This window comes from Aerolutibacter ruishenii (assembly GCF_007830115.1).
Taxonomy (GTDB): Bacteria; Pseudomonadota; Gammaproteobacteria; order Xanthomonadales; family Xanthomonadaceae; genus Aerolutibacter; species Aerolutibacter ruishenii.
In genome coordinates, this window is sequence record NZ_VLKP01000012.1 from 55425 (window position 1) to 71763 (window position 16339).

14 protein-coding genes and 1 pseudogene are annotated in these 16339 nt (G+C 68.8%); 6 read left to right on the forward strand and 9 right to left on the reverse strand.

Annotated elements, in window-relative coordinates:
* Positions 1-22 precede the first annotated feature (22 nt).
* On the forward strand, positions 23-508 hold the full coding sequence (locus tag IP93_RS13375; RefSeq protein ID WP_144816520.1) for a hypothetical protein: 486 nt from the start codon (positions 23-25) through the stop codon (positions 506-508).
* Between the two features lie 8 nt (positions 509-516).
* Here the strand turns inward: IP93_RS13375 and IP93_RS13380 are convergent, their stop codons facing one another.
* The 3 genes from IP93_RS13380 to IP93_RS13390 all read right to left on the reverse strand — a co-directional run bounded on the left by IP93_RS13380 (position 517) and on the right by IP93_RS13390 (position 2997).
* The gene (locus IP93_RS13380; RefSeq protein ID WP_144816521.1) at positions 517-1347 is read right to left on the reverse strand and encodes a hypothetical protein; all 831 of its coding nucleotides are present in this window, start codon (positions 1345-1347) and stop codon (positions 517-519) included.
* A gap of 3 nt (positions 1348-1350) precedes the next feature.
* Positions 1351-2238, reverse strand: a complete 888-nt coding sequence (tesB, locus tag IP93_RS13385; RefSeq protein ID WP_144816523.1) for an acyl-CoA thioesterase II — start codon at positions 2236-2238, stop codon at positions 1351-1353.
* A gap of 168 nt (positions 2239-2406) precedes the next feature.
* On the reverse strand, positions 2407-2997 hold the full coding sequence (locus IP93_RS13390; protein ID WP_199747231.1) for an N-acetylmuramoyl-L-alanine amidase: 591 nt from the start codon (positions 2995-2997) through the stop codon (positions 2407-2409).
* 108 nt (positions 2998-3105) lie between these two features.
* Between IP93_RS13390 and IP93_RS13395 the strand changes: the two genes are divergently transcribed.
* The 3 genes and pseudogenes from IP93_RS13395 to IP93_RS13405 all read left to right on the forward strand — a co-directional run bounded on the left by IP93_RS13395 (position 3106) and on the right by IP93_RS13405 (position 6538).
* Positions 3106-3633: an alpha/beta family hydrolase gene (locus IP93_RS13395; RefSeq protein WP_144816524.1), complete on the forward strand. Its 528-nt coding sequence runs from the start codon at positions 3106-3108 to the stop codon at positions 3631-3633.
* Positions 3630-5951, forward strand: a pseudogene (gene rlmKL, locus IP93_RS13400) (bifunctional 23S rRNA (guanine(2069)-N(7))-methyltransferase RlmK/23S rRNA (guanine(2445)-N(2))-methyltransferase RlmL); the annotation flags it as partial. The gene IP93_RS13395 and the pseudogene rlmKL, both read left to right, overlap by 4 nt.
* Complete coding sequence (locus tag IP93_RS13405; RefSeq protein ID WP_144816528.1) at positions 5948-6538, forward strand: class I SAM-dependent methyltransferase; 591 nt, start codon at positions 5948-5950, stop codon at positions 6536-6538. The pseudogene rlmKL and the gene IP93_RS13405, both read left to right, overlap by 4 nt.
* Before the next feature lie 97 nt (positions 6539-6635).
* Here IP93_RS13405 and IP93_RS13410 read toward each other — a convergent pair whose 3' ends face one another.
* The 6 genes from IP93_RS13410 to IP93_RS13435 all read right to left on the reverse strand — a co-directional run bounded on the left by IP93_RS13410 (position 6636) and on the right by IP93_RS13435 (position 14109).
* Positions 6636-7076, reverse strand: a complete 441-nt coding sequence (locus IP93_RS13410; protein ID WP_144816530.1) for a hypothetical protein — start codon at positions 7074-7076, stop codon at positions 6636-6638.
* A gap of 132 nt (positions 7077-7208) precedes the next feature.
* Positions 7209-8069: a pirin family protein gene (locus IP93_RS13415; RefSeq protein WP_144816532.1), complete on the reverse strand. Its 861-nt coding sequence runs from the start codon at positions 8067-8069 to the stop codon at positions 7209-7211.
* A 162-nt stretch (positions 8070-8231) separates the two neighbouring features.
* A complete protein-coding gene (locus IP93_RS13420; protein WP_199747232.1) occupies positions 8232-8738 on the reverse strand; it encodes a GNAT family N-acetyltransferase in 507 nt (168 codons plus the stop codon).
* An 86-nt stretch (positions 8739-8824) separates the two neighbouring features.
* Positions 8825-12349, reverse strand: coding sequence for a transcription-repair coupling factor (mfd, locus tag IP93_RS13425; protein ID WP_144816536.1), 3525 nt, complete (start codon positions 12347-12349; stop codon positions 8825-8827).
* Between the two features lie 169 nt (positions 12350-12518).
* Positions 12519-13073, reverse strand: a complete 555-nt coding sequence (locus IP93_RS13430) for a GNAT family N-acetyltransferase (protein ID WP_144816538.1) — start codon at positions 13071-13073, stop codon at positions 12519-12521.
* A 175-nt stretch (positions 13074-13248) separates the two neighbouring features.
* Positions 13249-14109, reverse strand: a complete 861-nt coding sequence (locus IP93_RS13435; protein ID WP_144816540.1) for a 23S rRNA (adenine(2030)-N(6))-methyltransferase RlmJ — start codon at positions 14107-14109, stop codon at positions 13249-13251.
* A gap of 67 nt (positions 14110-14176) precedes the next feature.
* Between IP93_RS13435 and creB the strand changes: the two genes are divergently transcribed.
* On the forward strand, positions 14177-14854 hold the full coding sequence (gene creB, locus IP93_RS13440; RefSeq protein ID WP_144816542.1) for a two-component system response regulator CreB: 678 nt from the start codon (positions 14177-14179) through the stop codon (positions 14852-14854).
* Positions 14855-14861: 7 nt separating this feature from the next.
* On the forward strand, positions 14862-16322 hold the full coding sequence (gene creC / locus IP93_RS13445; protein ID WP_144816544.1) for a two-component system sensor histidine kinase CreC: 1461 nt from the start codon (positions 14862-14864) through the stop codon (positions 16320-16322).
* Positions 16323-16339: the final 17 nt, after the last annotated feature.

The window sequence follows — 16339 nt, forward strand, 5'->3', positions numbered from 1 at the left end:
ACTTTCCCCGAGCCGTCCGAACATGCATCCATATTTCCTCGTGCTGGCATTGGCGGTGGCCCTGGGCGGCTGTGGCGGCGAACGCAAGGAGGCCACCGATGTCGCAGGCGCGGCACCGGACGCCGCAGTCGCGGGTGCTGCGATCCCCGTCGGTGCCGCGGATGTGGTCGCTGCCGCGCCCGCGGCTGTCCCCGCCGCCCTTCCCGAATGGTTCCCCGCGGACGTCTACCTGCCCGCGGAGCATGTGGTCGCCGAGGTCAACGAAGACGACGGTGCGCACGCGGTCGAACTGCGGACCCCCGGCCAGGTGTTCGCCCTTGCCGGGCAGGCGCAGGCCGCGATGCTGGCCGCAGGCTGGACCGAGAGCCACTATTCGCCGAACGACACGCGCGGCGGCGCGAGCATGTACTACCGCAAGGGCGACCGCAGCGCGACCTTGGCAATGGCCTGGGGCGGCGCCGGCCAAGTCCGGGTGATGTACAACTTCGCCACTGTAATGACCCAGTGATTTCCTGCTCAAGTGGAGACGTGCCGCAGCGTCTTCACCACCTTCCACTGGCCATCGACGTGGCGCACCTCGAAGGTCTTGTACCGGGCCCACATGCGGTGGTGGTAGGCGCTGAATTCCACCGTGCCTGCATCGGGCGCGCTGGGTCGGAAGGCGGTGACGTCCAGGATCTCCGCGTCCTGTCCCGAGGTGCCGTGGATGCTGCCCTTGTCCACGTCGGCGTTGCGCACGCAGTGGTTGGCGGGCACGATCAGGTGGTCCCGGCTGCCGATGCCGCGCATCACGTCCGGCAACGGGTTGCGGCCATCCACTGACACGCACACCACCGGCATCACCGTGTTCGGAATCTCCGCGTTGAGAACGGCCATGGCGATGCCGTCCAACGTGGGCGCGACCCTGCCATCGAACGGGGGCGAGGCGAGCTCCGGCGCGGGCGTGGCAACCTGCCTGAGCGAATGCACCATCGCCAGCCCAAGGATCACCGCGATGCCAAGCATCAGGCCGGCCTTGATCCGCCAGGCGCGCTTTTGCGCCGATGGCTTGCCGTAGCGTTCTTCCTCGCTGCGGAAGTTGGGGGCGAGGTAGCTTGATTCGCCGGGGCGCGTGGAGTCCAGCAGGCCGGCCTTGCGCAGCAGGTCGCGCGCGCGGATCTGGTCCTCGGATTGCACCACCCAGACGGCGGGGCGCCGGGTGTTGTCGTCGCTGTAGCTGAACGTGCCGCGGCGGCTGCCCTTGTAGGAGCGGCCGTCGCTGATGCGCACCTCGATGCCTTCGTCACGCAGCAGCTGCGCGACGGCTTCGACGTTCTCGATGCGGGCGCTGCTGAAGACCTGGCGCACGGATCAACCCTGGGTGCCGGTGGCGTCGGCTTTGTGCACCACGCGGATCAGGCCTTCCTGCGCGGTGCTGGCCACCAGGCGGCCGTCGCGGTCGTAGATCTGGCCACGGGCCAGGCCGCGGCTGCCCTGCGCGCTCGGGCTGTCGATGGAGTACAGCAGCCACTCGTCGGCACGGAACGGGCGGTGGAACCACAGGGTGTGGTCCAGCGACGCCATCTGCACGTTGGGCTGGTAGTAACTGATGCCATGCGGGAAGGTCGCGGTGCCCAGCAGGTGGAAGTCCGAGGCATAGGCGAGCAGGGCGCGGTGCAGTTCCGGCGCGTCACCGACCGGCTCGCTCAGCCGGAACCAGACCTGCTGGTAGGGCGGGCGCTTGGGCGGGTTCAACTCATCGCGCGGGTACACGTGGCGGAACTCGAACGGGCCTTGGCGCGTGAGCCAACGCTGCACCTTGATCGGCAGGGTGGCCATCACCTCCGGCGGCACGGCCGGCGCCGGCTCGATGTCCTCGGGCTTGGGCACTTCGGACATCGACAGCTGATGCTCGACGCCCCCCTCCTCCTTCTGGAACGACGCGGCGAGGAAGAAGATCGGCTGCCCGTGCTGGATGGCGGTGACCCGGCGCACCGAAAAGCTGCCGCCGTCACGGGTGCGGTCCACCTGGTAGACGATGGGCGCGTCGATGTCGCCGGCCTTGAGGAAATAGGCGTGCAGCGAATGCGCCGCGCGCGGATCGAGCAGGGTGGCCTGCGCGGCCGACAGCGCCTGCCCCAGCACCTGGCCGCCGAACACGTACTTGGTGCCGATGTCGCGGCTCTGGCCGCGAAACAGGTTGTCTTCGAGGCGCTCGAGCGACAGCAGTTCGATCAGCTCGGAGACGTGGGATGTCATGGACGCAGGGGTGGTGGCAGCAGGCCAGCCAGTATACCTGTCCACTGCAGGCGACCCGGGCGGCGCCGGGAATCGGGGGGGGCGGCGAACGGGACCGGCGCCACCCACGCGCGCACCTGGAAATCGGCCGTGGGCCGTTAGCCGTGGCCCATGGGCTTGGACCGTAGCTCAGGGCAGCGACGTTTCAGGTTGCAGCCGCTTCAGCGGCACGGCCTGCAGCACCTCGTCCCATGGAAACCGTGGGCCCGGGTCGCGCTTGCGCCGCACCTTGAGCGAGGGGTCGTCGCTGGCCTCCACCTCGGTGGTGTCCAGGTCCTCGTGGCCCGCGATCAACTGCAGGCTGGGGTTCTCGGTGCGCAGTCGTTGCAGCAGCGCGATGAGGGCCAGGATCTGCGCTGCGGGGTAGGCCTCGTCCATGGTCTGGTGTCCGGCCGCCAGCCAGTCCGGGTAGCGGCCGCGGTTGACCAGCTCGATGCCGATGGAGCGTGGGTTGTAGCCACGCGTGTGGTGGGCCACGCGCTCCACTGACACGTACTGGTGCACGCTGCCGTCGCGGTCGACGTAGTAATGCCCGCTGTTGCCGGTGCCCGACGCCTGATACAGCACCTCCTCGCCAAAGCGCCGCGCCATGGCCAGGTCCGGCAGCTCGGTGCAATGCATCACCACCAGGTCCACCTGCTCGCGCGGCCGCGCGTCCAGGCGTGCTTCGTAAGGCAGTGGGTCGATGTGGATGGGCAACAGCGGCAGGTCGGGCAACATGGGCCGGATGCTACCATTCGCCCCTGCACCGGGGCCTGCCGCGACGCAGCGCCATCGAGACCGCTGCCCGCGCCGCAGGCCTGTCATCGCCTCCCCCTCGGACTCTCCATGCGCGGACACTGCATCCTTTCCCACGGCTTCGAAAGCGGCCCCGACGCCACCAAGGTCGCCGCCCTGGCCGAGGCGGCCGAGCGCGTTGGCTGGACCCACGAGCGCCCGGATTACACCGACCTGGACGCCAGGCGCGAGGTCAGCGAACTGGGCGACGTGCCGGCGCGCCTGCAGCGCCTGCTGGGCCTGGCGCAGGCCGCCGCCGTGCGCGGCCCCGTGGTGCTGGCGGGTTCCAGCCTGGGCGCCTACATTTCCGGACTGGTGTCGCTGCAGGTACAGGTGAAGGGGTTGTTCCTGATGGCACCGCCGATCCGCATGGGGCAGGCGCAGCCACTCGCCGCCGCCGCGGTGCCCACCGGCATCATCCACGGCTGGCATGATGAGTTGATCCCCGCCGCCCACGTGGTGGAATGGTCCGCGCCGCGTTCGGACCGGTTGTTGCTGGTCGACGATGGCCATCGCCTGGCCAACCACGTGTATGCGAGCGCCGCCGAATTCGCCGCCCTGCTGGATGGCCTGCAATGAAATTCTTCGCCAGTTGCGGCAAGGGCCTGGAGTACCTGTTGGCCGATGAGCTGGTGGCGCTGGGCTGCACGCACGCCACCGCCACCATGGCCGGCGCGAACGTCGAAGGCACGTTGCAGGACGCGCAACGCGCGGTGTTGTGGTCGCGCCTGGCCAGCCGCGTGCTGTGGCCCATCGCCGAGTTCGATTGTGCCGACGAACTGGCGCTGTATGCCGGCGTGGCGGCAGTGCCGTGGCCGGAACACCTCGCCGGCGGCGACACCATCGCCGTGGATGCCCATGTGTCGGGCACCGCCATCACCCACGCGCGTTACGCCGCGCAGCGGGTGAAGGATGCGGTGGTGGACGTGATGCGCGAGCGCACCGGCGCGCGCCCCGACGTGGACGTCGAATCGCCCGGCTTGCGCCTCAACCTGGTGGTCCGCAAAGGCCGCGCCATCCTGTCCGTGGACCTGGGTGGCGGCCCGTTGCACCGGCGGGGTTGGCGCCTCAAGCAGGGTGAGGCGCCGCTCAAGGAAAACCTGGCCGCGGCCGTGCTGATGCGTGGCCAGTGGCCCAAGCGGTACGCCGAAGGCGGTGCGTTGCTGGACCCGATGTGCGGCAGCGGCACATTGCTGATTGAAGGTGCGCTGATGGCCGCCGACGTGGCGCCCGGCCTGCTGCGGCATGAGGGGCGCACGCCCACGCGCTGGCGTGGTTTTGATGCCGGCACGTGGAAGTCGCTGGTGGATGACGCGCGGCAGCGCGAAGCCGCAGGTCGTGCGGCGCTGCGGAGGGCATTCTTCGGCAGCGACCTGGACCCGCATGCGATCCGCGCCGCGCGCGACAACGAAATCATGGCCGCGCTGGTGGGCGTGATCCAGTGGAGCGTGGCGGACGTGGCGCAGTTGCCATCGCGCATGCGCTCGTCGGTGGCGCATGCCGATGGAACGAACCCGTCACGAAGTGATGAACCTGCTGGTGTTGCCAGTGCCGCCGATCCACGGGGCGAGGCCGCGCACGAGCCTGCCGGCGATGGCGGTGCCTCCGACGGCACGATCCAACTGCCGGCGACCGGTCTGGTCGTCTGCAATCCGCCCTACGATGCGCGCCTGGCCGCCGACCCGGCGCTGTACCGCGCGCTGGGCGACGCGATCAAGGCTGCGGTGCCGGGCTGGCGCGCGAGCCTGCTGTGCGGCGATGCGGAGTTGGCCCGCGCGACCGGCCTGCGCGCTGCCAGGAGCTACCAGGTATTCAATGGCGCCATCGAATGCGCGCTGATCGTGGTCGACCCCATCCGCTCCGCGCGTGACATCGCCCGCGACACGGCCGTGGCCGACGGCACCGCCGAGGCGCGACCACTGTCCGAAGGCGCGCAGATGGTGGCCAACCGCCTGCGCAAGAACCTGCGCAAGCTCAAGGCCTGGCGCGAGCGCGAACAGGTGACCTGCTACCGCGCCTACGACGCCGACCTGCCCGAGTACGCGGCGGCCATCGATGTCTACACCACTGACGAAGTGGTCCCGCGCACCTTCCTGCACGTGCAGGAATACGCGGCGCCGGCCACCATTCCCGAGCCGGTGCAGCGTCGCCGCCTCAATGAACTGCTGGCCGCTGCCCGTGAGGTGTTCGGCGTGCCCCGCGAGCAGGTGGCGTTGAAGACCCGCGCACGCGGCAAGGGAGGCAGCAAGTACGGCCACTTCGACAGCCGCGGCGAGTTCCTGGTGGTGCGCGAGGGTGATGCGCGCCTGCGTGTGAATTTGTTCGACTACCTCGACACCGGCCTGTTCCTCGACCACCGGCCGATGCGCCTGCGCCTGGCGGAGGAGGCGCGGGACACGCGCTTCCTCAACCTGTTTGCCTACACCGGTGCGGCTACCGTGCACGCTGCGGTCGGCGGTGCGCGCAGCACCACTACCGTGGATCTGTCCGGCACGTATCTGGAGTGGTGCGCCGACAATCTGCAGGAGAACGGGATTGGCGGGACGCGCCACCGCCTGGTACAGGCCGATGCCATGCGTTGGCTGGACGAGGACACCGGCGAGTACGACCTGGTGTTCTGCGACCCGCCCACGTTCTCCAATTCCAAGCGCGCCGATGACTTCGACGTGCAGGCCGCGCACGTGCCCTTGCTGCGCGCGGCGATGGCGCGCCTGGCGCGCGACGGCGTGCTGTACTTCTCCAACAACTTCCGCCGCTTCAAGCTGGACGAGGCGGCGGTGGCGGCGTTCGCCGAGTGCGTGGAGATCACCCCGCGCACCATTCCGCCCGACTTCGAGCGCGACGCGCGCATCCACCGCTGCTGGCGCCTGCGCCATCCTGGAGCGCGCCGGGAATGACCCGCAAGCGGCCGCGGTTGCACAGGGCGCACTGGTGGACCTTCTTCCGCCAGTGGCTGCGCAACCCGCGCCGCATGGCGGCCGTGGCACCCTCGAGCGCGGGGCTTGCCGCGGCCATGCTGCGCGAGTTGCCGGAAGGCACGCGTCGCGTGATCGAGCTGGGCGGCGGCACAGGAGCGGTCACGGCCGCGTTGCTCGATGCAGGCATTGAAGGCGAAAACCTGCTGGTGGTGGAGTTGGACGAGAAACTGCATGCCCACCTGAGCGTGCGTTTCCCGCAGGTGCGCATCGTCAAAGGCGATGCGGGCGACCTGCCGCGCATTGCCGCACACTACCTCGCCGATGGCCCCGCCGATGCCGTGGTGTCAGGCCTGGGGTTGCTGTCGATGCCGCGCGAGGCCCAGCGCGACGTGATGGCCGCGGCATTTGCTTGCCTGCGGCCAGAGGGGCGCTATGTCCAGTTCACCTACGGTCCGGCCGCCCCGGTGGCCGAGGACGTCGTGGCCGAGCTGGGCCTGCAGGTGCGGCGTGGGGCGTTCGTGTTGCGCAACGTGCCGCCCGCGACGGTGTACGTGTACAGCCGTTGAGCGATGGCGGCCTGCATGAACGGTCGTCGCCACATTCAGCGAGCAGGCCACGCCACGAAGGCCACGCCTCGGGACATGGCCTGGTCGGGCCCGGCGATCAGTTGCTGCTCAGGCGCGCGGTCTGGAAGCGCATGCCACGCGCCGTGCCGATTTCTTCCTGGAGCCGTTCCGGCGAGCTGGCCTGCAGCCAGATGTGCGCCACGCGGCCGTCCGGCAGTTGTACCAGCGTTTCGCGCGTTTCAATGTTGGGACGTCCGGCCACTTCGCTGCGGTACCAGTAGATCGCCTGGCCGTCGATGGTGTCCTCCTCCACGCGGTTGCCGCGCTTGGGCTCGAACGGGGCCTTGCGTGCGATATACACACCGAAGGCCTCCGAGCCGTCCGGCCGCAGTGCGCGGCAGAAGTCGGTACCGGCATTGGCGCGGTGCTCCCACGCCAGGACCGCGTCATCGGGCAGTTTCGGACAGCCGGTAGCCTCCTGCGCCTGGGCTGCCCCCGCCGCAACCATCAAAGACAGACAAAGGATTGGCTTGATCATTGGTCGTTCCCCCTGGGCACAGCCGCAATAGGGCCGTGATTCCGACCATAAAACACAATTGGGTCATTGACAAATGATTAACAATAAGTTTCGCCGGTAACCGCCGAGCGGGTGTGCGCCCGGTGCCGGCGGTCAGCGTTCAGGCAAGGGGATGAACTCGTCATCGCCAGGGACGGTGCCAAAACGCCCTTCCACCCAATCCTGCTTGGCCTGTTCAATCCTCTCACGCGAAGATGAGACGAAGTTCCACCACAGGTGGCGCGGGCCATCCAATGGCTCGCCACCCAGCAGCATGGCCTTGACCGGGGCGCGGGCGCGTAGTCGATGGCGGACACCGGGGTCGAGCACCACCAGGTGCCGCTCGGGGATGTCGACGCCATCGAGCTGGGCGTCGCCTTCCAGCACGTACAGGGCGCGCTCGGCGTGGCCGGCGTCGAGTTCGGTCTCGGCATCCACGTCCAGGTCGATGGCCACGTACAGGGTGTCGTTGAACACCTGTACCGGCGACTCCTCGCCATAGGCGCGGCCTGCGACCACCCGCAGCCATGCGCCATCGCGACGCTGGTGGGGCAGGGTTTCCGCGGAATGGTGGAAGAAGGCCGGGGCAATTTCCTCGTGTGACTTCGGCAGCGCCACCCAGGTCTGCATACCATGCAGCGGATGCTCGCCATGCCGCAGGGCCAGGGGCGTGCGCTCGGAATGGGCGATGCCGCGGCCGGCGGTCATCCAGTTCACGTCGCCGGGGCTGATGTCCTGCAGGCTGCCCAGCGTGTCGCGGTGGGTGATGGTGCCCGACCAGAGGAAGGTGACCGTGGCCAGGCCGATGTGCGGGTGCGGGCGCACGTCGATACCGCGGCCGGGCTCGAACACGGTCGGGCCCATGTGGTCCACGAACACGAACGGTCCGACCGAACGCGCCTGCAGGCTGGGTACGGCGCGACGCACCTGGAAGCCGCCGAGGTCATGTACGCGGGGGACAACAATCGTGGTCATGGTGCGACTCCATGGGGCAGAAAGACAGCATGCCACCGTGGGCCGTCAGGCGCCTCTGCGTCCGTGGAACGGCCTATTGCGGTTGCGCCGGCCGGGGTCGGGGCAGGGGCGGGGTAGGGGCGGGGTAGCGATCGCATTGCACCCTGATAGGTGCCCCTGGGCCTACGCCGGACTCCAGCCGAACAGTTTCACCTCGTCGTCGCGGGACAGCGAGAGCATCCGCTCGAAGCGGAAGCCGAGGCTTTCCAGCAGGCGCGCGGAACTGCCATTGCCCGGCGAAGTGATGGCCACGATGCGCTGCAGGCCGATGTCGCGAACGCCGTGCTCCAGCGTCGCGGCGGCCGCTTCGCGGGCATAGCCCTGGCCCCAATACTGCGGCAACAGTGCGTAGCCGATGTCCACATCGTCCAGCGTGTCGCGCTTGATCAGGCCGCACAGGCCCATGGCGGCGCCATCGGCGGCCCGCTCGATGCAGTACAGGCCGAAGCCATGTCGCGCGTACATGGCCAGTGGGCCGTTGCGCAGGAAGTCGCGTGCGTCGTCCAGGCCGCGCACGCCCTTGTCGCCGATGTTTTCCAGCCACGAGGGCTGGTTGACCAGATCGAGGATGAAGGGCGCGTCGTCCAGCGTGAGGCGGCGCAGACGCAGGCGTTCGGTGGCAAGGGGCATCAAGGCCGGGCTCCGGTGGCATGAAGCGACAGCATACGGGCGTCGTGCAACGCAGGCGAAGGATGCAGGTAATCCGTGCCGCCGCCTCAACCCGGTCGCAGCGCGGTGAACAGCCCGCGGGCCGCATTGATCCGCGACGTGGCATCTGGCAGTTCCAGCTTCACCTTCAGCTTGTCCGGCCCCTCCATCTGGTACAGCTTGGGTTGGCCCTGGATCATCCTGATGATCGCCATCGGGTCCACATTTGGCTTTTCCACGAATTGGAGGCGGCCTCCGGTGGCGCCGATATCGAGCTTGCGGATGCCCAGGTCGGTGGCCTGCAGTTTCAGTTCCGCCACGGCGAACAGGTGCTTGGCCGGGTCGGGCAGCAGGCCGAAGCGGTCGATCATCTCCACCTGCAGCTCACGCAGTTCCTCCGCGTCGCGCGCGCCGCTGATGCGCTTGTACAGCGTCAGGCGGGTGTGCACGTCGGGCAGGTAATCGTCCGGGATCAGCGCGGGTACGTGCAGCTCGACCTCGGCGCCGCGGGCGTGGTGACCATCCACGTCGGGCAGTTCGCCACGCTTGATCGACTTGACCGCGCGCTCCAGCAGCTCGGTGTACAGGCTGAAACCGACCTCGGCCATCTGCCCGCTCTGGTCCTCGCCCAGCAGCTCGCCGGCGCCGCGGATCTCCAGGTCGTGGGTGGCCAGGGTGAAGCCGGCACCGAGTTCGTCCATTGCGGCGATGGCATCCAGGCGCTTCTTCGCATCAGCGGTGATGGACTTCCTGTCCGGCACCACCAGGTAGGCATAGGCGCGATGGTGGCTGCGGCCCACGCGGCCGCGCAACTGGTGCAGCTGCGCCAGGCCGAACTTGTCGGCGCGGTTGATGATGATGGTGTTGGCGTTGGGGATGTCGATGCCCGATTCAATGATCGTCGAGGCCAGCAGCACGTTGAAGCGCTGCTTGTGGAAGTCGAGCATCACCCGTTCCAGTTCGCGCTCGGGCATCTGGCCGTGGGCCACGCCGATGCGCGCCTCCGGCACCAGTTCCTCCAGCTGGCGCTGCATGCGGCCGATGCTTTCGACATCGTTGTGCAGGAAGTACAGCTGGCCACCACGCGACAGTTCGCGCTGGAACGCTTCGCGCAGCTGTGCGTCATCCCATGGCACCACGAAGGTCTGCACCGCCAGGCGATGCGCGGGTGGCGTGGCAATGATGCTCAGATCACGCAGGCCGGCCATCGCCATGTTGAGCGTGCGCGGGATCGGCGTGGCGGTCAGGGTCAGCAGGTGCACATTGGCGCGCAGCGCCTTCAGCGCCTCCTTCTGGCGCACGCCGAAACGCTGCTCCTCGTCCACGATCACCAGGCCCAGGTCGGCGAAGCGCACGTCCGGCTGCAGCAGGCGGTGGGTGCCGACGATGACGTCGATCTTGCCCTCGGCCACCTTGGCCAGTTCGGCCTCGATTTCCTTCTTGGTCTTGAAGCGCGACAGCACCTCCACCTTGAGCGGCCAATCGGCGAAACGGTCCCGGAAATTGCGGTAGTGCTGCTCGGCCAGCAGGGTGGTGGGCACCAGCACCGCGACCTGCTTGCCACCGGCCGCGGCGACAAACGCCGCGCGCACCGCCACTTCGGTCTTGCCGAAACCGACGTCGCCGCAGACCACGCGATCCATCGGCTGGCTGGAGGCGAGGTCGCGGATCACCGCTTCGATCGAGGCATGCTGGTCGGGCGTTTCCTCGAACGGGAACGCCGCGGCGAACGGCTCATACATCGCGCGGTCGACGTCGATGGCGAGGCCGGCGCGCGCCTGGCGCTTGGCCTGGATCTCCAGCAACTCCGCCGCCACGTCGCGCACTTTCTCCGCGGCCTTGCGTTTGGCCTTGGTCCATTGCTCGCCGCCGAGTGAGTGCAGCGGCGCGGTCTCCGGCGAGGCGCCGGAGTAGCGGTTGATCAGGTGCAGCTGCGCGACCGGCACGTACAGGCGGTCGCCCTTGGCGTATTCGATCTCGAGGTATTCGCCCTTCTCGCCGCCGGCTTCCAGCACGATCAGGCCGCGATACCGGCCCACGCCGTGGTCCTCGTGGACGATGGGCGCGCCTTCGCTCAACTCGCCCAGGTCACGGATGATCGCCTCGGGCTCGCGACCGGCGCGCTTGCGGCGGCGCGGCTGCGAGGCACGCTCGGGGAACAGCTGGCGCTCGGTGAGCACCACCATCGCCGGTGCATCGATCGCGAAACCGTCGTCGAACGGCGCCACGGCGATGGCGAAACGGGATGGCTCGCCACCGGGCGCGACGGGCGTACCGCGCTGGTCGGCAGCACCGTCACCGGCGAATGGCGGCGCGGCGGCAAACGCCGCCCAGTCGGCGACCACGGTGGGCCGCAGTTCCGCGGCGGCCAGCAGCTCCATCAGCGCCTCGCGCCGCCCGGCGGAGTCGGCCGCGACCAGCACCCGGCCCGGATGGCTGCCGAGGAACGACTTCAGTGCCGCACCCGGCGCGACATCCTTGGCGGCAATGGGCAGGGACGGTGCGGGCTGGTCGCCCAGCGCCTGCGCACGATCGCGTTGGGGATGGCCGTCGCCGCAGACCTCGATACGCTCGCCCTGGTTGAGGCGTTCGCGGAGCTGTTGTGGCGACAGGTACAGCGTCTCCGGCGGCAGGATCGGCCGTTCGATGTCGTGGCGACGCTGTTCGTAGCGTTCACCGGTCTGGTGCCAGAACTGGTCGGCGGCCTCGAGCGCGCCATCGGCGATTACCGGCAGGGCCGCCTGGCCCAGGTAATCGAACAGCGTGGAGGTCTGCTCGAAGAACAACGGCAGGTAGTACTCGATGCCGGCCGGTGCGGCACCCGCCTTGAGGTCCTGGTATAGGGCGCTGCGCCGGGTGTCCAGGTCGAAGCGCTCGCGCAGGCCCTCCATCGCACGCTTGAGCGCGGCCTCATCCAGCGGCACCTCGCGGCCGGGCAGCAGCTTGACCGCGTCGATCTTGTCCAGCGAGCGCTGCGACTCGGGGTCGAAGCCGCGGATGGTGTCGATCTCGTCGTCCAGCAGTTCCACGCGGAACGGCATGTCCGCGCCCATCGGGTATACGTCCAGCAGCCCGCCACGCACGGCGAAGTCGCCTGGATCGAGTACCTGCGGCACGTTGCGGTAACCGGCCGATTCAAGTCGGCGCTTCTCGCCCTCCAGGTCGAGGCGCTGGCCCACGCGCACGTCGAAACTGTCACCGACCACATGGCGCACGGGTGCGAGCCGCTGCAGCAACGTCTGCACCGGCACCACCACGATGCCGCGTTTGAGCGTGGGCAGGCGATGCAGCGCGGCCAGGCGCTGCGAGACGATGTCGGGATGCGGACTGAAGACGTCGTATGGCAGGGTTTCCCAGTCCGGGAACGCCAGCACCGGAATGTCGGCCTGCGGACCCAGCAGCGTGTGCAGGTCCGATTCCAGCTGGTGCGCGCCATGGTTGTCGCGTGCCACCACCAGCAAAGGCCCTGCATGCGCGCCTGCCGCCAACGCCAGGTGGTAGGCCAGCGCCGACGGTGAAGCCGGTTGCTTCCACCAGGCGCGGGACTGGCCTGGCCGGGGCAGGGGCGGAGTGGGGAAACGCGGCTTGGACATCTGGTGAAATCCCGGGAAAACGTCAGCAGCGCCGGCAGTCGTGCCGCCAGCGCGAAAGGGTCAAGTTTACGCGAGCGCGACCTGCGGCCATGGCAATGACCATGCGCGGCAAGTGCGGCAAGTGCGCCTGGCAGAGGTGCAGTCCCGGACCCGAGGGTATGCGTGGTGCTCAGGCGGCCTTGGCGTCGTTCAGGGTGAGGATCACCCGCACCAGCCCTTGGCCTTCCTGCTGGATCTCCCGCGAGAAGCCAATCGACTCCGCCAGTTCCAGCATCGGCAGGTTGTGCTCGAACACATCGCCGTAGATCCGCTCGACCTTCTTGCCGCGCGCCCACTTGACCAGGCGGGTCATCAGGTAGCGGCCCAGCCCCATGTATGAAATGAAATGGCTGACCAGGATGGCGAATTCCGCATCTGTCCCGTTGTCGTCGATGGCGATGCGCGCCACCGCACCCACCAACGCTTCGCCAGGGGGGAGCGGCTCAGCCGCGACCAGCGCGAACTCGGTCTTCGGGTTCAGCCGTGTCAGGCGCTCGGCCATCTCCGGCGTGAGTTCCTTCATCGAATACAGGAAGCGCTGGCGCACTTCCTCGGGCTGCAGCAACCCGAAACTCGCCCGGATCGGCTCGGCGTCCTCCGGACGGATCGGGCGGATGAGCACTTCACGACGATTGGGCAGCACGAGCATCTCGTGCCAGGGGGGGAGTCGGTCTCGCGCAGCCATGGCCGGATATTCGCACACCAACGGTTAATCCGGTCTTCATCTGGCGCTTACAAATGCAGGGCCGGCCCGAAGCCCCTTGCGGGCCATCGTGCGCAGGCTGTCCTGTCCGGTCGTGGAACGGCCGTCCGGCGACACCAGGGAAGTGGCGATCGGCCCGGCTGCCACCCGCAGCCGGTCAGTCCGGCGATTTGAGCCATTCGACCCGGGCGCTGGCTCCCGTGGTTTCCGCCAGCACCTTCGCCACCTTGGCCAGGGCCGGCTTGAGCGCCTGGTCCAACTGCCAGGGCGGGTTGAGGACCAGCATGCCGCTGCCGTTCATGCGCAGAGGCGAGTCGTCCTCGCGCACCATCAGCTCGGCCACCAGCGCTGACTTGGCCGGTAGCGTCGCGGCGCGGCGGAAGAATGGCTGCAGCGAGCGTCGCAGCTTGATCGGATACCACACGGCAAACGTGCCCTGCGGCCAGCGCGTCAGTCCTTCGCGCACGCCAGCGAGCACTGCATCGAACTCGTCCAGTTGGGCTTCGTATGGCGGGTCCACCAGCACCAGGCCGCGGGCGAACTTCGTGTCGCCAATGCGCGGCGGCAGCAGGGCCTTGATCGCCGCGTATCCATCGCGCTCATGCACGGCCACGCGCGGTTCGCGGGCGAAGTTGGCCTTCAGTTGCCCCGCTTCCTCGGGATGCAGTTCGCAGGCGGCAATGCGGTCCTGCGGGCGCAGCGCATGGGCCAGCAGCCACGGCGAGCCGGGGTAGGCGGCCATGCCGTGCTCGTTGCGGCACGCGCGCACCGCCTGCAGGTAGCGCTGCACCAGCGGGTCGCCCGGCGCTTCCGCCATCAGCCGGCCGATGCCTGCCTGGGCCTCGCCCGTGCGCTGGGCCGAGTTGCTGTCCAGTGCGTACAGGCCGCGTCCGGCGTGGGTGTCCAGTGCGAACACCGCAGCCGGCTTGGCCACCAGGGCATCGCACAGGGCCAGCAGGGTGAGGTGCTTGATGACGTCGGCGTGGTTGCCGGCATGGAAGGCATGGCGGTAATTCATGTGCATAGGGTAGCCGGTCGCCCGCTCGCCTTGTTCTAATGCGGCATTCCCCAAGGCCGAGGGCACGATGCCGCGGATCCTGCTGGTCGAAGACGAAGTGGCGATCGCCGAGGCCGTGGCCTATGCCCTGCGCGCCGATGGCCTGGCGGTGGGCCATTGCCTGACGGCCGGAGACGCACTGCGGCTGGCGGAGCGCGAGGACTTCGACCTGGCCATCCTTGATGTCGGACTGCCGGACATGGGCGGGTTCGCGCTGTGCCGCGAACTGCTGCGGGTACGACCGCTGCCGGTGATATTCCTTACCGCGCAGGCGGCCGAGGCCGACCGAGTGCTCGGGCTGGAGATCGGTGCGGACGACTACGTGGCCAAGCCGTTCTCGCTGCGTGAACTGGTGGCGCGGGTGCGGGTGGTGCTGCGGCGGACGTCGTCCCCCGCCACTGCAGGCGCGCAGGTCGCCGGGGAATTCGAACACGACACCGAAGGCCACCGCATCCGCTACCGGGGCCACATGCTGGACCTGACGCGGTACGAGTACGGCCTGCTGGCGCAACTGCTGCGCAGGCCGGGTGCGGTGCTGACGCGCGCGCAGCTGATGGACCGCGTCTGGGGTGACTCGCTCGACAGCGGCGACCGCACCGTAGACACCCACATCAAGACACTGCGTGCCAAGCTGCGCGCGGCGACCGACGCTCCGGACCCGATACGCACGCATCGCGGGCTGGGCTATTCGGTGGCGGTGGATTGAGGCGCCGGTGAAGATCGGGCTGCGCATCTTCCTCGGATACTTCCTGGTGGTGGCGATGGCCGCGCTGCTGCTGGGGCGGGTGTTCGTCGCCGAGGTCAAACCCGGTGTGCGGCAGGCAATGGAAGACACCCTGGTGGATACCGCCAACGTGCTGGCGGAACTTGCCACCGACGACCTGCTGGCCGGGCACATCAATGACGGCCGTTTCGCCCTCCGGATGCGCGGCCTGGCGGGGCGCGATTTCGGCGCGGAGATCTGGGGCTTCCAGAAGCGCGCCAGCCAGTACCGGGTCTACGTGACCGATGCGCGGGGCATCGTCGTGTTCGACACCGATGCGCGCGACGGGCGCGGCGGTGCACTGGGCCGGGATTACTCGCGCTGGAATGACGTGCACCTCACGCTTCGGGGGCGCTACGGCGCCCGCTCGACCCTGTCCGACCCCGATGACCCCGATTCGAGCGTGATGCACGTGGCGGCGCCCATCCACGATGCCCAGGGGCGCATCGCGGGCGTGCTGACCGTGGCCAAGCCCAACCGCACCATCGCGCCGTTCATCGAGCGCAGCCAGTCGAAGGTGCTGCGCTGGGGACTGGCCCTGATGGGGGTCGCGTTGCTGGTTGGCGTGCTGGCGGCCGGATGGCTGTCGCGGCAGCTGGGTCGCCTGCGCCGCTATGCGCAGGGCGTGACGGCCGGCGATCGGGCCCCGCTGCCGGATGTTCCGGGCGAGTTCGGCGAGCTCGGCCAAGCGCTGGAGACCATGCGCGAACGGCTGGAGGGAAAACAGTACGTCGAGCAGTACGTGCACACGCTGGCGCACGAATTGAAGGGCCCGCTGGCAGCCATCCGCGGCAGTGCCGAGCTGCTGGAATCCCCGATGGCGGACGCGGACCGTACCCGGTTCGTGGGTAACATCCGCGCGCAGGGTGAGCGCATGGCGCAGATGATCGACAAGCTGCTCGCCCTCGCCGCCGTGGAGCATCGGCAGCAACTCGAACGTCCAGAGCCGGTCAACCTGGCGGACGTGGCCCGCGAGGCGCTGGCGCAGTGCGGCGCCAGCGGAGCGAAGGGCGAGGGCCGGTTACGCCTGTCATTGCCCGAAGGCGACGTGGTGGTGTCCGGCGATGCCTTCCTGCTGCGGCAGGCGTTGATCAACCTGGTCGAGAACGCACTGGATTTCTCCCCGGCAACAGGTGAAGTCGAGGTTCGGCTGCTGCTCGCCGGGACGCGTGCGCGTTTCGAGGTGCTCGACCGGGGCCCTGGCGTTCCCGACTATGCGCGTGATCGGGTCTTCGAGCGGTTCTATTCGCTGCCCCGTCCCGGAGGCGGTAGCCGCAGCAGCGGCCTTGGCTTGTGCTTTGTCGCCGAGGTGGCCGACCTGCATGGCGGGCGTGCGGCCCTGGACAACCGTGACGGCGGTGGTGCCACGGCCACGCTCGAGTTGCCGCTGGCGCGCGATGGGCGTGCCTGATCCGGCCCACTTCACCC

What these genes read in the sequence shown, in the direction of transcription:
- tesB (WP_144816523.1), bottom strand. Translation starts at nt 2,238, where the DNA reads ATGACATCCCACGTCTCCGAGCTGATCGAACTGCTGTCGCTCGAGCGC.
- IP93_RS13410 (WP_144816530.1), bottom strand. Translation starts at nt 7,076, where the DNA reads ATGATCAAGCCAATCCTTTGTCTGTCTTTGATGGTTGCGGCGGGGGCA.
- IP93_RS13415 (WP_144816532.1), bottom strand. Translation starts at nt 8,069, where the DNA reads ATGACCACGATTGTTGTCCCCCGCGTACATGACCTCGGCGGCTTCCAG.
- IP93_RS13375 (WP_144816520.1), top strand. Translation starts at nt 23, where the DNA reads ATGCATCCATATTTCCTCGTGCTGGCATTGGCGGTGGCCCTGGGCGGC.
- IP93_RS13395 (WP_144816524.1), top strand. Translation starts at nt 3,106, where the DNA reads ATGCGCGGACACTGCATCCTTTCCCACGGCTTCGAAAGCGGCCCCGAC.
- IP93_RS13405 (WP_144816528.1), top strand. Translation starts at nt 5,948, where the DNA reads ATGACCCGCAAGCGGCCGCGGTTGCACAGGGCGCACTGGTGGACCTTC.
- mfd (WP_144816536.1), bottom strand. Translation starts at nt 12,349, where the DNA reads ATGTCCAAGCCGCGTTTCCCCACTCCGCCCCTGCCCCGGCCAGGCCAG.
- IP93_RS13435 (WP_144816540.1), bottom strand. Translation starts at nt 14,109, where the DNA reads ATGAATTACCGCCATGCCTTCCATGCCGGCAACCACGCCGACGTCATC.
- creB (WP_144816542.1), top strand. Translation starts at nt 14,177, where the DNA reads ATGCCGCGGATCCTGCTGGTCGAAGACGAAGTGGCGATCGCCGAGGCC.
- IP93_RS13420 (WP_199747232.1), bottom strand. Translation starts at nt 8,738, where the DNA reads ATGCCCCTTGCCACCGAACGCCTGCGTCTGCGCCGCCTCACGCTGGAC.
- IP93_RS13390 (WP_199747231.1), bottom strand. Translation starts at nt 2,997, where the DNA reads ATGTTGCCCGACCTGCCGCTGTTGCCCATCCACATCGACCCACTGCCT.
- IP93_RS13430 (WP_144816538.1), bottom strand. Translation starts at nt 13,073, where the DNA reads ATGGCTGCGCGAGACCGACTCCCCCCCTGGCACGAGATGCTCGTGCTG.